Annotated in this window: 14 protein-coding genes; 8 read left to right on the top strand and 6 right to left on the bottom strand. The window is 66.2% G+C overall.

Annotated features, from left to right (window positions below; genetic code table 11):
- Positions 1-176 precede the first annotated feature (176 nt).
- Positions 177-815: a TetR family transcriptional regulator gene (locus SMCB_RS09035; protein WP_045536445.1), complete on the top strand. Its 639-nt coding sequence runs from the start codon at positions 177-179 to the stop codon at positions 813-815.
- Here SMCB_RS09035 and metW read toward each other — a convergent pair.
- Both metW and metX read right to left on the bottom strand, forming a co-directional pair.
- Positions 805-1,389 carry a methionine biosynthesis protein MetW gene (metW, locus tag SMCB_RS09030; RefSeq protein ID WP_045536443.1) on the bottom strand — a complete coding sequence of 195 codons (585 nt, stop codon included), beginning with the start codon at positions 1,387-1,389 and terminating at the stop codon, positions 805-807. The genes SMCB_RS09035 and metW overlap by 11 nt on opposite strands.
- Positions 1,386-2,657: a homoserine O-acetyltransferase MetX gene (gene metX / locus SMCB_RS09025; protein ID WP_045536441.1), complete on the bottom strand. Its 1,272-nt coding sequence runs from the start codon at positions 2,655-2,657 to the stop codon at positions 1,386-1,388. Before metX ends, metW begins: the two co-directional genes overlap by 4 nt.
- 349 nt (positions 2,658-3,006) lie before the next feature.
- Between metX and SMCB_RS09020 the strand changes: the two genes are divergently transcribed.
- Positions 3,007-3,462 (top strand): RNA recognition motif domain-containing protein, encoded by a 456-nt coding sequence (locus SMCB_RS09020; RefSeq protein ID WP_045536439.1) that lies wholly within the window; start codon positions 3,007-3,009, stop codon positions 3,460-3,462.
- Positions 3,463-3,612: 150 nt separating this feature from the next.
- On the opposite strand, the gene lptC is transcribed toward SMCB_RS09020, so the two are convergent.
- The 3 genes from lptC to SMCB_RS09005 are packed head-to-tail and all read right to left on the bottom strand — an operon-like array spanning position 3,613 to position 5,994.
- Entirely contained in the window at positions 3,613-4,302 is a 690-nt protein-coding gene (gene lptC, locus SMCB_RS09015; RefSeq protein ID WP_144400325.1) for an LPS export ABC transporter periplasmic protein LptC, read from the bottom strand.
- Positions 4,299-4,910: a KdsC family phosphatase gene (locus SMCB_RS09010; RefSeq protein WP_045536435.1), complete on the bottom strand. Its 612-nt coding sequence runs from the start codon at positions 4,908-4,910 to the stop codon at positions 4,299-4,301. Before SMCB_RS09010 ends, lptC begins: the two co-directional genes overlap by 4 nt.
- Positions 4,911-4,938: 28 nt before the next feature.
- Positions 4,939-5,994 carry a KpsF/GutQ family sugar-phosphate isomerase gene (locus SMCB_RS09005; RefSeq protein ID WP_082027336.1) on the bottom strand — a complete coding sequence of 352 codons (1,056 nt, stop codon included), beginning with the start codon at positions 5,992-5,994 and terminating at the stop codon, positions 4,939-4,941.
- A 78-nt stretch (positions 5,995-6,072) separates the two neighbouring features.
- On the opposite strand from SMCB_RS09005, the gene SMCB_RS09000 reads away from it, so the two are divergent.
- The 6 genes from SMCB_RS09000 (at position 6,073) to gshB (ending at position 12,795) form a co-directional block, all read left to right on the top strand.
- Positions 6,073-6,618 carry an adenine phosphoribosyltransferase gene (locus SMCB_RS09000; protein WP_045536433.1) on the top strand — a complete coding sequence of 182 codons (546 nt, stop codon included), beginning with the start codon at positions 6,073-6,075 and terminating at the stop codon, positions 6,616-6,618.
- 79 nt (positions 6,619-6,697) lie between these two features.
- Entirely contained in the window at positions 6,698-7,210 is a 513-nt protein-coding gene (locus SMCB_RS08995; protein ID WP_045536431.1) for a chemotaxis protein CheW, read from the top strand.
- Positions 7,211-7,212: 2 nt separating this feature from the next.
- Positions 7,213-8,538: a methyl-accepting chemotaxis protein gene (locus SMCB_RS08990; RefSeq protein WP_045536429.1), complete on the top strand. Its 1,326-nt coding sequence runs from the start codon at positions 7,213-7,215 to the stop codon at positions 8,536-8,538.
- Between the two features lie 45 nt (positions 8,539-8,583).
- Entirely contained in the window at positions 8,584-10,515 is a 1,932-nt protein-coding gene (locus SMCB_RS08985) for a methyl-accepting chemotaxis protein (protein ID WP_082027335.1), read from the top strand.
- A 25-nt stretch (positions 10,516-10,540) separates the two neighbouring features.
- A complete protein-coding gene (gene gshA / locus SMCB_RS08980) occupies positions 10,541-11,836 on the top strand; it encodes a glutamate--cysteine ligase (RefSeq protein ID WP_045536427.1) in 1,296 nt (431 codons plus the stop codon).
- A complete protein-coding gene (gene gshB, locus SMCB_RS08975; protein ID WP_045536425.1) occupies positions 11,836-12,795 on the top strand; it encodes a glutathione synthase in 960 nt (319 codons plus the stop codon). The genes gshA and gshB overlap by 1 nt, the downstream gene beginning before the upstream one ends.
- A gap of 63 nt (positions 12,796-12,858) precedes the next feature.
- Here gshB and SMCB_RS08970 read toward each other — a convergent pair whose 3' ends face one another.
- Positions 12,859-13,629 carry a class II glutamine amidotransferase gene (locus SMCB_RS08970; RefSeq protein ID WP_045536421.1) on the bottom strand — a complete coding sequence of 257 codons (771 nt, stop codon included), beginning with the start codon at positions 13,627-13,629 and terminating at the stop codon, positions 12,859-12,861.
- Between the last annotated feature and the right edge of the window lie 55 nt (positions 13,630-13,684).

Below are 13,684 nucleotides of genomic sequence, written 5' to 3'. Positions count from 1 at the left end.
GGTGTGTAGAAGTGTGGGGCGATAGGCAGGAACGGTCTGCGCAGCTTGGAGGAAATGCAGCAAGCACACCGAAAGCGCAGAGGCCGACGCCGGATTATACATGCAACCATGAATGTATGTTAAACTTGCTGCGCTTAGGGAAATTCCAAGCCTCTTTCCTGCCTCCAGCACGCAACATGCCCCGCAAAACCAAAGCCGAAGCCGAACTCACCCGCCAGCGCTTGCTCGACGCGGCCGAGCTGCTGTTTCTCGAGCGCGGCGTGTCGCGCACCCCGCTGCACGAGATCGCGGCGGCGGCCGGTGCCACCCGGGGGGCGATTTACTGGCACTTCAAAGACAAGGCCGAGCTCTTCAACGCCATGATGGAGCGCGCCACGCTGCCGCTGGAGCAGGCCTTTGCCGACCTCGACCGGCAAGGGGTGGACGCGCTGCTGCGCTTGCGCGACCTGTATGCGGCCCTGTTGGGCGCCCTGAGCGCGACGGTGCACGATGCGCGCACACAGCGCGTGTTTGCCATTGCCACCCTGAAGATCGAGTTCGTTTCCGAGCTCGCTGCGGTGTTTGAGCGCCGCCGCGAGTGCCTGCAGCAGGCCGTTGCGCAGACGCAGCAGGTGCTGGAGGCGGTGTGCGCCGCCACCGGCCGCGCCTTGCCGATGCCCGCCGATCAGGCCGCCGAAGCCCTGTTTGTGGTGTTCGACGGGCTGATATCCAACTGGCTGATCGACCGCAGCCGCTTCGATTTGCAGCAATTGGGAGAGCAGACGCTGCGCGTATTTTTCCGCGGTCTGGGGCTCGACGACTTGCTCAGCCCTTGAGCAGCTTGAACACGGCGGTGCTGGCGCGCCAGTTGGGGGCCCAGCGCAGTTCGCGCCCCTCGTGCAGGCCAAAGCAGTCGCTCACATGCAACCCCAAGCGCTGCGCCAGCACCTCGAAGTCGGTGTAGGTGCCGACACGGATGTTGGGCGTGTCGTACCACTGGTAGGGCAGGCGCTTGGTCACCGGCATGCGGCCTTGCAGCACGCGCAAGCGGTTGGGCCAGTGGGCAAAGTTGGGAAAGGCGACGATGGCGGCGCGGCCCACGCGCGCGGTCTCGCGCAGCATGACTTCGGTGTTGCGCAGGTGTTGCAGGGTGTCGATCTGCAGCACCAGGTCGAAGCTGTCGTCTTCGAACATCGCCAGCCCGTCTTCGAGGTTGAGCTGCAGCACGTTGATGCCGCGGCGCAGGCACAGCTGCACCTTGGCGTCGTCGATCTCGACGCCGTAGCCGCTGCAGCCGTGGTGCTGGCGCAGGTGCGCGAGCAAGGCGCCGTCGCCACAGCCCAGATCGAGCACGCGCGCGCCTGTGGGCACGAGGCGGGCGATCGATTCCAGCAGCAGGCGGTCGCTCATGGGGTGGCCCGCCCGCTGTGCAACCCCGGCCCGGCCTCCGCCAGCCCTAGGGTGGGGGCGATCTGCTGCTCGAAGTAGCTGCGCACGGCGGCGTGGTAGCGCGGGTCGTCAAGCAAAAAGGCGTCGTGGCCGTGCGGCGCGTCGATTTCGGCGTAGCTCACATCGCGCTTGTTGTCCAGCAGCGCCTTGACGATCTCGCGCGAGCGCGCCGGGGCAAAGCGCCAGTCGGTGCTGAAGCTGATGAGCAAAAAGCGCGCCTCGGTGCGCGCCAGCGCCGCGCTCAAGTGCCCGTCGTAGTCGCGCGCCGGGTCGAAATAGTCGAGCGCCCGGGTGATGAGCAGGTAGGTGTTGGCGTCGAAGTAGTCGCTGAACTTGTTGCCTTGGTGGCGCAGGTAGCTCTCGATCTGGAACTCGACCTCTTGCGTGCTGTAGCGGTACGCCAGGCGCTCCAGCGCATCGAGCGTGGCGGGGTCGGGGGAGTCGTGGGAGTCTGAGGGTTTGGAGGCGCCGGCGGCATGGGTGAGATCGGCCAAGGCCTGCAAGCGGCGGCCAAACTTCTCGTTCATCACGTCGTCGCTCAGGTAGGTGATGTGGCCGATCATGCGCGCGATGCGCAAGCCCCGGCGCGGCTTGGTGCCGTGGCGCAGGTAGTGGCCGCCGTGGAAGTCGGGGTCGGTGACGATGGCGCGCCGCGCCACTTCGTTGAAAGCGATGTTTTCGGCCGTGAGGTTGGGCGCGCTGGCCACCACCACCGCGTGGCGCACGCGCCGTGGGTATTGCAGCGTCCACGACAGCGCCTGCATGCCGCCCAAGCTGCCGCCGATCACGGCCGCGAGTTGCTCGATGCCCAGCGCGTCGAGCAAGCGCGCTTGGGCATTGACCCAATCCTCGACCGTGACCACCGGGAAGTCGGCGCCCCAAGGCTGACCGGTGGCCGGGTTGAGGTGCGTGGGCCCGGTGCTGCCAAAGCAGGAGCCTAGGTTGTTGACGCCGATGACGAACCAGCGCTCGGTGTCGATGGGCTTGCCGGGGCCGATGAGGTTGTCCCACCAGCCTTCGCTTTTGGGAATGGGGGCGCCGTTGGCGTCGGCGTGGCGGCCGGCCACGTGGTGGCTGGCGTTGAGGGCGTGACACACCAGCACGGCGTTGGAGCGCGCGGCGTTGAGCTGGCCATAGCATTCATAGACCAGATCGAAGGCGGGCAGCACGGCGCCGCTGCTCAAAGGCAGCGCCTGACTGAAGTGCAGCGTTTGTGGGGTGGCGATCACGGTCTGTAGAAATGCGCTGGCAAAGGAGTCCCCAAAGGGAAAAAGCTTGGCGCGCAGTATAGGGGATGGGTGGCGGCTGTTGTGGCTTCGCAACGAAAGCGGGGCGCCAGCCACCCAAACTGCGCTCGATGATTAGGGCTTTCCCGATTTTGAAGCCTTTGGGCCAAAATGTCTTGGTCTTTTGTAGCAGGAGGCGCATAATCTGGCCTCGCAGAGCACCCACGGGTGGGCTGCGCTTTCCAGGTGATCGGTTTTTTCGCGTGCCACTGCAGCCAGCCAAGTGCTATCTTCGTGCCAACGGGGTGCCAATCGCTATTGTTTTTTTTGTGTTTTCAGGAGTCCCGGTTCAATGGGCAACAAACTGTACGTCGGCAATCTTCCCTACACGGTGCGCGACGAAGATTTGCAAAAGGCTTTTGGCGAGTTCGGCCAAGTAAGCAGCGCTAAAGTCATGATGGAGCGCGACACCGGTCGCTCCAAAGGCTTTGGTTTCGTAGAAATGGGCAGCGACTCTGACGCCCAATCGGCGATCGAAGGCATGAACGGCCAGTCGCTCGGTGGCCGCAGCTTGGTGGTCAATGAAGCGCGTCCGATGGAGTCGCGTCCACCCCGCAGCGGTGGCGGCGGCTTTGGCGGCGGCGGCGGCGGTGGTGGTGGTGGCTACGGCGGTGGTGGCGGCGGCGGTGGCCGTCGCGAAGGCGGCGGTGGCTACGGTGGTGGCGCTGGCGAAGGCCAGTTCCGCAGCCCCTACGGCGGCGGTGGCCGGCGTGAAGGTGGTGGCGGCGGCGGTGGCCGCGGCTACTGATCGCTAAACCCGATCGCTAAAACCGCAGCAACTGGTCGCTTGCGACCAGCCTGAGCGCTTTATCAACCCCGCAAGCCTGCATGGTTTGCGGGGTTTTGTGTTTTTGACGCGTTGTATGGCTTTTTTTGGGTTTGCTTTTTTAGGGCTTCCCTATTGAGCCGGGGGCGCCAGGGTGGCGCGCACTTGGCCCTGCAATTCGAGTTGGCCCGTGCTTTGGTTGTAGCGCATGCGCTGGGCCCGAAGCAGGTGCGCGCCGCTGCGGATTTCGACGGGCTGATCCGACTCGATCCGGTTGGCTTGGGTGTAGAGCGTCAGCGCTTGGCTGCGAAATTCTTGCTCGGGCACGGCGGCTTGCGTGGCGGTGGCGGCGCGCGCCGGACGCAGCAGCACCACGTTGCCGCTGAGGCGGTGCACGGTGCGGTCGGTGGTGCTCTCAAGGCGATCGGCTTGGGCAAAGCTCAAGTGGCCTTGGGCGTCGCGCTGCTGCAGGCGCACTTGCTCGACCACCAAGCGCGCGGCGCCCGGATAATGGTGAAGCTGTACGCCTTCGATTTTGAGCAGCAGCTGCCCGTCGGGGCCGAAGTCGCGCAGCAAAAAATCCTGCATCACGGCGCCGGGGCCCGTTACCGGCGCGCGCGCCGCGGGCGGTTCGGCCGGCGCAGGGCTCTGGCCAATGATCCAGTAACTGCCCAGCGCCAGCAGGCCCATGAGGATCACGGGCAGGTACAGCGAGGCGTGGTCCCAAGCGCGCTTGAGCAGCCGCGCCGGGTCGCGCCCCAGCGCGCGGGCTGGCACGGTTGCAAGCACAGGCGCGGGCCCCAAGCTAGGGCGGGGGTTCAAGCACCGGCCTCCTGCAGCAAGCGGGCGTAGTGGCCGCTGGCCACCAGCAGCAGGTCGCAGAGCTCGCGCGCAGCGCCGTGGCCGCCTGCCGCTTGCGTGGTGTGGTGCGCCACCTGCCGCACCTCGGGGTGGGCCAGCGGCGGCGCCACCGCCAGCGCGCAGCGGCGCAACAGGGGCAGGTCGGGCCAGTCGTCGCCCATGGCGGCGGCCTCGTGCCAGCCCAGGCCCAGCGCGCTCAACAGGCTTTCGGCGGCGGGCTTTTTGATTTCACAGCCCAACCGGCTGTGCTTCACGCCCAGCGCCTGCAAGCGGGTGCGCAAGGGGGCCGAGTCGCGGCCGCTCACCACCGCCACCTCGATGCCGGCGCGCTGCAGCAGCTTGATGCCGTGGCCGTCGAGGCTGTGGAAGCGCTTGAGGGTCTCGCCCGCATCGCTGAAGTACAGGCCGCCGTCGGTGAGGACGCCGTCGATGTCGAAAAACACCACCCGTATGCCTTGGGCGCGCAGCAACACAGCGGGGTCGAACTGCAGGCTAGGGCGCAACGCCGGCAGGGCGGGGTCGATCGAGGGGGCCGGCTGCGCCGCGACTGGATAGGGTGTAGAGGACATGAAGTGGGCTTGGCGGTGGGCGTAGGAATCAAATCACCTTGGCGCGCATCAGGTCGTGGCTGTTGAGGGCGCCGCACAGGCGGCCAGCGTCATCGACCACCAGCACGCTGGTGATGCGGTGCGTTTCCATGCGCTCGGCGGCCTCGACCGCCAGCGCCTGCGGGCGCACGGTGTGCGGGTCCGGGTGCATGATCTGTTCGGCGCGCAAAGATTGCAGGTCGGCGCCGCGCTCGATCAGGCGGCGCAAGTCGCCGTCGGTGAAGATGCCCACGGGCACGCCGTCGGCGTCCACCACGGCGGTGGCCCCTAACCCTTTGGCGCTGATCTCGCGCATGATCTCGGGCAGGCGCGCCTGCAGGCCCACGCGCGGGGCTTGCTCGGCCGGGCGCATCACGTCGGCCACTAGGGTGAGCAGCTTGCGCCCGAGCGCGCCGCCGGGGTGCGAGCGGGCAAAGTCTTCGGCCTTGAAGCCGCGCGCGTCCAGCAAGGCCACGGCGAGCGCGTCGCCCATCGCCAGTTGGGCGGTGGTGCTGGCGGTGGGGGCGAGGTTGTGCGGGCAGGCTTCTTTGGCCACGCTGGTGTCGAGCAGCACGTCGGCGTGGCGGCCTAGGTTCGAGTCGGCGCGGCCGGTCATGGCCAGCAGCGGCACCCCCATGCGCTTGATCAGCGGCAAGATGGCGCTGAGCTCCTCGCTCTCGCCGCTGTTGCTGATGGCCAGCAACACGTCGGCGCTGGTGATCATGCCCAAGTCGCCGTGGCTGGCTTCGCCTGGGTGCATGAACAGCGCCGGGGTGCCGGTGGAGGCCAGGGTGGCGGCGATCTTTCGCCCCACGTGGCCGCTTTTGCCCATGCCGCTCACCACCACGCGGCCACGGCAGGCCAGCATGCGCTCCACCGCCTGCACGAAGCGGGTGTCGAGCCGCTGGGCCATGTCGTGCAGCGCCTGCGCCTCGATGGCCAGCGTGTCGCGCGCCAGTTGCAGCAGGCGCTGCGCGGACGCCGGGGCGCTGGTGTGCGCGGGGTACTCGGCTTGATCGGGGTGGGGCAGCAAAGCGGGGGCGGCGTGGGGTTGCGTCTGGGCCATGTTTGGATTATCAACCAGAGCAAATCAAGAGGCGCTGGCGCATCGGTTTGGCTGCGGTTTTCGCTTCATAATCGTCGGATGGACACTTCCGCTTACCTCAAGGCCCACATTCGCACCGTGCCCGACTGGCCGGCCCCCGGGGTGCAGTTTCGCGACATCACGCCGTTGCTGCAAGACCCCAAGGTGTTTCGGGTCTTGATCGACGTTTTTGTGCACCGCTACATGGCGCGCGGCCAGCGCCCCGACGTGGTGGCGGGGCTGGACGCACGCGGTTTCATCATCGGCGCGGTGCTGGCCTACGAGCTGGGCGTTGGCTTCGTGCCCATCCGCAAAAAGGGCAAACTGCCCTACACCACCGTGCAGGAGAGCTACGAGCTGGAATACGGCAGCGCCACCGTGGAACTGCACACCGACGCGGTGCAAAAGGGCGAGCGCGTGCTGCTGATCGACGATCTGATCGCCACCGGTGGCACCATGCTGGCGGGCAAGCGCCTGCTGGAAAAGCTCGGCGCGCAGGTGCTCGAGGGTGCGGCGATCGTGGCGCTGCCCGGGTTGGGGGGCGTGCAGCGCTTGCGCGACAGCGGCTTGGCCCTGCACACCTTGGTCGAGTTCGACGACGCCTGAGCCGATTTTCGCAAGCCCGATTGGCGCTCAGTAATTGACAGAAATTTTTGCTATATTTGCACCATTTTATGGAGTTTGCATGAATACCTTTGAGCAATCCCCGTCCCAAGCCAAGCGCGGCGCTGCAGGTGCCGCTGGCGGCAGCGCCGAATACCTGAGTTTTAGGCTCGGTGCCGAGGAATACGGCATCGACATCCTGCGGGTGCAAGAAATCCGCTCGTTCGAAGAGCCCACGCGCATTGCCAACTCGCCGCCGCACCTCAAGGGCGTGGTCAATCTGCGCGGCGTGATTGTGCCGGTGGTCGATCTGCGCATCAAGCTCGGCTGCGAGAAGATCGAATACAACAGCTTTACGGTGGTGATCGTGCTCAACGTCAAGGGCCGGGTGGTGGGCGCGGTGGTCGATTCGGTTTCCGATGTGCTGGAACTGGCGCACGACCAGATCCGCCCGGCGCCCGAGATGGCCAACGCTGCGGTGGACACCACCTTCATCACCGGCATTGCCAGCGTGGGCGAGCGCATGCTGATTTTGATGGACATCGAAGCCCTGATGGCCAGCGCCGACATGGGGCTGATCGACAGCCGGGCCTGACCATGGACGGCACCGCCCTGATGCGCCTGTTTTCCATCCGCTTGCGCATGATCGGCGCGATCGGGGTCGTTTTTGCTTTGCTCATGCTGCTGGGGGCGGCTGGTTGGTGGGGTATTCAGAGCCTGATCGGCGTGCAAAACGAGCTGCTGCAACTGGCTCAGCAAGGCGCGCAGACCGAGCAGGCACGCGCGGCGCTCGAGCTGCTTGCGGCCGAGGCGGCCAGCAGCGCCAGCTGGGCGCTGTGGTTGTTTTTGGGTGTTTTGTGCTTGGCCGTGCTGGTGGTCATGCCCTCGACCCTGCTCAATATGGTGAGCATCACGCGGCCGCTGGAGCAGGCGCAGGGGCTGGCGGTGGCGATTGCCCGCGGCGACCTGAGCACCACACCCGACCTGAACGGGCGCGACGAAATCGCCGAGCTCATGCGCAACCTCGCCGACATGCAGGCCTCGCTGGCGCGCACGGTGGGCGAGGTGCGCCAGGCGGCCGAGAGCATCCACCAAGCCAGCAGCGAGATCGCCAGCGGCAACCAGGACCTGAGCCAGCGCACCGAGCAGACGGCCAGCAACCTGCAGCAAACCGCCAGCAGCATGGATCAGATCACAGTAGCTGGGCAGCAATCGAGCCAGGCGGCGCAGTCGGCCCTGGGTTTGGCGCAGGACAATGCCAGCGTGGCCGAACGGGGCGGAGAGGTGGTGGGCCAGGTGGTGCGCACCATGGATGCAATCAACCAAAGCAGCCAGAAGATACACGACATCATCGGCGTGATCGACGGCATTGCCTTCCAGACCAACATCTTGGCCCTGAATGCGGCAGTAGAGGCGGCACGCGCTGGCGAGGCTGGCCGTGGTTTTGCCGTGGTGGCCACCGAGGTGCGCTCGCTGGCCGGGCGCAGCGCGGCAGCAGCGCGCGAGATCAAGCAGCTCATAGGAGCCAGCGTCGAAACCGTTGCAGCCGGCTCCAAGCTGGTGCACCAAGCCGGCACCAACATCCGCGAAATCGTGGCCAACGCGCACAAGGTCTCGGCTTTCATCACCGAGATCAGCAGCGCCAGCGGCGAGCAGGCCAGCGGCCTGTCGTCGGTCAACGGCGCAGTGGCCCAGCTCGACCAGATGACACAGCAAAACGCCGCTTTGGTCGAGCAAAGCGCCGCAGCCGCCCAAGCCTTGAGCGACCAGGCGCAGCGCTTGAGCGAGCTGGTGGCGGTATTTCGTTTGCAAGACGCCGCGCACCCCGGCCACCCGCCGCTGCAGCGCACCGCGACCCGCGGGCATGGAAAAGCCTCGGGCTACCAGGGCGCAGAGCGGCGCTTGACCATGCCTGGGCGGTGAGCTAGGGCGGAGTTGCTATCTATTTATAACGTCGAGGATTTTTAGATGTCTCAAAACGCTTACGCAGCCGAGCTGCAATCCCGCGGCCTGTTGGGCACGGTGCAGCGGCGCCTGAATGGTGCTTTTGCTGGTATTTTGCTGCTGTTTGCAGTGGTTTTGGCTGCTACGGCCTGGAAGGCAGAGCAGGTGCGTGACTTGAGCCAGCAAATGCGGGTCAAAGCCAGCAAGCTGGAGCTGGCCAGTGAATGGCTGGCCCACATACGCCAAAATTCAGCACGCTCGCTGGCGGTGGCAGTGTCGCCGGGCACCGAGGTGCTCGAGTTTTTTCGCGCTGCCATGGCCCAAACCTCGCGCGACACCACCGCCACCCAAACGGAATTCTTGGCACTGGCTGAGGGAGAAGCCGACTCGCTGCAGCGCGCCGGCGTGGTGGGCGAAGTGCGCACGCAGTGGCTGGCTGCCCGCGATGCCGTCAACCAGCTCAAGGCCGCCGGCGACGATGCCGCCGCACGGGCGCTGATCGAGAGCCAGTTTTTGCCCGTCACCAACCGCTACGTGGAGGTCACGCAGGCGCTGGTCGATGGTGAGTTGGCGTCGATGGCGGCGTTGCAGGCGCAGATTCAGGCCGAATTCCGAGCCCTGTACCTGTTGGTTGGGGTGCTTTTTGTGGCGGCTCTGCTCATTTCTGTGCTGTTGGCGTGGCGCATCGGGCGCTCGATCGGCGCCCCGATTCAACAAGCGGTGGAGTTGGCGCAAGCGGTGGCCCAAGGGGATTTGACGCGCAGCGTAACCAGCAACCGCACCGATGAGCTGGGCGATTTGTTGCGGGCATTGGCAGCCATGAAGGTGTCTTTGCTCGACATCGTTGGCAAAGTGCGCCAGGCCAACGACAGCATTGGAACCGCATCCGAAGAAATCGCCAACGGCAACCAAGACTTGAGCCGGCGCACCGAGCAAGCCGCCAGCAACCTCGAAGAAACCGCCTCCAGCATGGAGCAGCTCACGGCCACGGTCAAGCAGACAGCGGATTCGGCGCGCCAAGCCAACCAGTTGGCAGCCAGCGCGGCGCAAGTGGCACAAAAAGGCGGCGCGGTGGTGGGGCAGGTGGTGCACACCATGAACGACATCAGCGCCAGCAGCCAAAAAATCTCCGACATCATCGGTGTCATCGATGGCATCGCGTTCCAGACCAACATTTTGGCGCTCAACGCCGCGGTGGAGGCGGCGCGGGCGGGCGAGCAAGGGCGCGGCTTTGCCGTGGTGGCCTCTGAGGTGCGCAGCCTGGCCGGGCGCAGCGCCGAAGCCGCCAAAGAGATCAAGGCTCTGATCGGCGCCAGCGTCGAAAAGGTGGGCAGCGGCAGCCGCTTGGTGCAAGAGGCTGGCGAGACCATGCAAGAGATCGTCACCAGCGTGCAGCGCGTGAGCGACATCATCGGCGAGATCACGGCCGCAGCGGCCGAGCAGAGCGAGGGCATCGGCCAGGTCAACGTGGCGGTGAACCAACTCGACCAGATGACGCAGCAAAACGCCGCGCTGGTCGAGCAAAGCGCCGCCGCCGCCGAGAGCCTGCGCGACCAGGCCGGGCGCTTGGCTGAGGCGATCGGCTCCTTCCGCACCGGCGCCGTCAGCGGCCCAGCGGACCAAACACGCGCCCTGGCGCCTAAAGGAGGGGGCCTTGCGCCCGCCACCCAAGCCCGGGCTCAGGCCACCTCGGCACAGTTTGGAGCACGCAGCACAGCGCCGGCATCCAAGCCCGCCAAAGCCACACCGTTGCCCAAGCCGCAAGCGCACCCGAGCGCCTCGGCCAAGGCGCTGCCCGCAGCTGCGCCGGCCGCTGCCAAAGCCCAGGCCTCAGCGCCGGCCCGCAGCCCAGCCCAACCTGCCCCGTTGGCCCCCAAGGCCTTGCCCAACCGCAACAGCGCCAAAGCCAGCCCCAAAGCGGCCAACAACACCGAGGGCGAGTGGGAGAGTTTTTGAAGCCTTGATGGGTTAAAGTCGGGCCATGGTTCCTCATCTAGTCACTGCCCTGACCGGCCCCATCAACGAGCTCGAGCAGCGCGTGCTCGAGTCCACCCCCGTGATCGAGCGCTGGTTCCGGCTCGAGTGGATGGAGCACACGCCGCCGTTTTACAGTTCGGTCGATATCCGCAACGCCGGCTTCAAACTGGCACCGGTGGACACCAACCTGTTCCCGGGCGGCTGGAACAACCTCACGCCCGAGATGCTGCCGCTGGCGGTGCAGGCGGCGATGGCGGCGATCGAAAAAATCTGCCCCGAGGCCAAAAACCTGCTGCTGGTGCCCGAAAACCACACGCGCAACATGTTCTACCTGATGAACGTGGCGCAGCTGCAGAAAATCTTTTATCAGGCCGGCCTCAATGTGCGTCTGGGTTCGCTCAGCCCCGAGCTCAAAGCGCCCGTGACCATCGACCTGCCCAACGGCGAGCAGGTGCGCATCGAGCCGCTGCTGCGCCAGGGCAAGCGTGTCGGGCTCAAGCACTTCGACCCCTGCACGGTGCTGCTCAACAACGACCTGAGCGCCGGCGTGCCCGGCATTTTGGAAGACTTGCACGAGCAGTACCTGTTGCCGCCGCTGCACGCCGGCTGGCATGTGCGCAAAAAAAGCCAGCACTTTGCCGCCTACGAAGCGGTGGCCAAGCGCTTTGGCAAGCTGCTGGGCATGGACCCGTGGCTCATCAACCCGCTCTTCAACCACTGCGGGCAGGTCAATTTTGCCGAAGGCACCGGGATGGAGTGCCTGCAGAGCAACGTCGATGCGCTGCTGGGCAAAATCAAAAAGAAGTTCAAAGAATACGGCATCCGCGAGAAGCCCTTCGTCATCGTCAAGGCCGACAACGGCACCTACGGCATGGGCGTGATGACGGTGCGCGACGCCTCTGATCTGTCCGACCTCAACCGCAAGACCAAGAACAAGATGGCGGTGATCAAAGACGGCCAGCCGGTCTCGGACGTGATCATTCAAGAAGGCGTGCTGACGCACGAGCGCGTCAACGACGCCGTGGCCGAGCCGGTGGTCTATATGATGGACCGCTACGTGGTGGGCGGTTTTTACCGCGTGCACGCCGAGCGCGGCACCGACGAAAACCTCAACGCTCCCGGTTCCAGCTTTGCACCGCTGGCCTTCGAGAAAAGCGCGCAGCAGCCCCAGCCGGGGCAAAAGCCGGGGGCCAGCGTGCCCAATCGCTTCTACCTCTATGGCGTGATCGCCCGGCTGGCGATGCTGGCGGCGAGTTACGAGCTCGAAGCCACCGACCCCATGGCCGAGGAGCTCGACTGATGCGTGCGCAGCCCCGGCGGCTGCTGTGCGTGGCCGACGCGCTGGCCGGCTTCAAGATCGCCAAGGACAGCACCTTTGCCATGCTGCGCGAATGCCAGCGCCGCGGGCACGAGTTGGCGGTGTGCACAGCGGCCGATCTGCACTGGCAAAGCGGCGGCCCGGTGCAGGCGTGGGCGCAAGCCCTCGAGCTCACCGGCCACCCGAGCGACTGGTACCGGGTGGGTGCCCGCAGCGCGCTGGCGCTGCGCGACTTCGACGCCGTGCTGATGCGCGCCGACCCGCCCTTTGACAGCGAGTACTTCTACGCCACGCACCTGCTGCAGCAAGCCGAGCGCGAGGGCGCGCGCGTGTTCAACCGGCCGCAGGCGCTGCGCGAACACCCAGAAAAGCTGGCGCTGCTGGAGTTTGCCCAGTACGCCCCGCCCACGCTGGTGACGCGCTCTGCCGCGGCCATCCGCGCCTTTCACGCCGAGCAGCGCGACATCATCTTGAAGCCGCTCGACGGCATGGGCGGCATGGGGATTTTCCGCGTCGGCCCCGACGGGCTCAACCTCGGTGTCATCATCGAAACCCTGAACCGCCACGGCCAGTGCACGGTGATGGTGCAGCGCTTTTTGCCCGAAATCGCCCAGGGCGACAAGCGCGTGCTGCTGATCGGCGGCGAGGCGGTGCCCTTTTGTTTGGCGCGCATCCCACAAGGCGGCGAGGTGCGCGGCAACCTGGCCGCCGGCGGCAAAGGCGTGGCGCAGCCCCTGAGCGAGCGCGACTGGGCGCTGGCCCGCGCCATCGGCCCGCAGCTGGCGGCGCGCGGCTTGTTGCTGGTGGGCCTGGATGTGATCGGTGACTGCGTGACCGAAATCAACGTCACCAGCCCGACCTGCTTTCAGGAAATCACCGATCAAACCGGCTTCGACGTGGCGGCGCGCTTTGTCGATGCGCTCGAGCAGGCGCTGGGGTAGGCGCCGGGGTAGGCGCTGGGGTAGGGCGGGCGCTGTGGTGCTGGGCCCGCACGGTACTGCGGTTCAGACCCCGTCCAGCGGCAAGCCATCGACAAACACCTTGAGCTCGCCGGCGGCAAACGCGGTCCAGCGTTCGTCGCGCGTCAGCGGCGTGGTCACGACCACGGCGGCGCGGTCGCCGGGCTGGTTGACTTCGGCAAAGTTCACGGTCCAGTCCTCGTCCATCAGGGTGGCGTGGGCGAAGGGGTGCTGGCGCACCAGGTAGTGCAGCTGCGTGCTGCAGTGCGCCCACAGCGCCTGGCCGTTGGAGAGCAAAAAGTTGAAGCTGCCGTGGCGCCGCACCTGGGGCAGCAGCTCGCGCAGCGTGAGCGTGAGCTCGGGCACGCTGGGCAGGCTGGCGTGGGATTTGGCCAGCTCTTGCAGCAGCCAGCAAAAAGCGCGCTCGCTGTCGGTGTCGCCCACGGGGTGAAAGTGGCTGTGCAGGTGCGGGCGGTAGTCCTTCAGGTCGCCGTTGTGCGCAAACACCCAGTGCCGGCCCCAGAGCACGCGGCAAAAAGGGTGCGTGTTTTCCAGCCGCACCGCGCCTTCGGTGGCTTTGCGCACGTGGGCGATGATGTGCGTGCTCTTGAGCGGGTACTGGCGCAAAAAATTGGCCATGGGCGAGTGCGCGGCGCTTTCGCAATCCACAAACAGGCGCAGCCCCTTGCCCTCGAAAAAGGCGATGCCCCAACCGTCGCCGTGGTGGTCGGTGGCGCCGCCGCGGCGCTGCAGGCCGCTGAAGCTGAATTGGGCGTCGGTCGGGGTGGCGCAGTTGAGTCCGAGCAGTTGGCACATAGGCGTGTAGCGTAGCACGGCGCGCTAGGGTGCACGACGGCAATCGCGCCTGCAC

This window comes from Serpentinimonas maccroryi, assembly GCF_000828915.1.
Lineage (GTDB): Bacteria > Pseudomonadota > Gammaproteobacteria > Burkholderiales > Burkholderiaceae_C > Serpentinimonas > Serpentinimonas maccroryi.
This window is presented reverse-complemented; position numbering and strand designations above follow the sequence as displayed.

Excerpts from the sequence above, each read along its gene's own strand:
- gshB (WP_045536425.1), top strand. The coding sequence starts at position 11,836 with ATGCGTGCGCAGCCCCGGCGGCTGCTGTGCGTGGCCGACGCGCTGGCC.
- SMCB_RS09035 (WP_045536445.1), top strand. The coding sequence starts at position 177 with ATGCCCCGCAAAACCAAAGCCGAAGCCGAACTCACCCGCCAGCGCTTG.
- SMCB_RS09010 (WP_045536435.1), bottom strand. The coding sequence starts at position 4,910 with ATGTCCTCTACACCCTATCCAGTCGCGGCGCAGCCGGCCCCCTCGATC.
- SMCB_RS08990 (WP_045536429.1), top strand. The coding sequence starts at position 7,213 with ATGGACGGCACCGCCCTGATGCGCCTGTTTTCCATCCGCTTGCGCATG.
- SMCB_RS09020 (WP_045536439.1), top strand. The coding sequence starts at position 3,007 with ATGGGCAACAAACTGTACGTCGGCAATCTTCCCTACACGGTGCGCGAC.
- SMCB_RS08995 (WP_045536431.1), top strand. The coding sequence starts at position 6,698 with ATGAATACCTTTGAGCAATCCCCGTCCCAAGCCAAGCGCGGCGCTGCA.
- SMCB_RS08970 (WP_045536421.1), bottom strand. The coding sequence starts at position 13,629 with ATGTGCCAACTGCTCGGACTCAACTGCGCCACCCCGACCGACGCCCAA.
- gshA (WP_045536427.1), top strand. The coding sequence starts at position 10,541 with ATGGTTCCTCATCTAGTCACTGCCCTGACCGGCCCCATCAACGAGCTC.
- metW (WP_045536443.1), bottom strand. The coding sequence starts at position 1,389 with ATGAGCGACCGCCTGCTGCTGGAATCGATCGCCCGCCTCGTGCCCACA.
- SMCB_RS08985 (WP_082027335.1), top strand. The coding sequence starts at position 8,584 with ATGTCTCAAAACGCTTACGCAGCCGAGCTGCAATCCCGCGGCCTGTTG.
- SMCB_RS09000 (WP_045536433.1), top strand. The coding sequence starts at position 6,073 with ATGGACACTTCCGCTTACCTCAAGGCCCACATTCGCACCGTGCCCGAC.
- SMCB_RS09005 (WP_082027336.1), bottom strand. The coding sequence starts at position 5,994 with ATGGCCCAGACGCAACCCCACGCCGCCCCCGCTTTGCTGCCCCACCCC.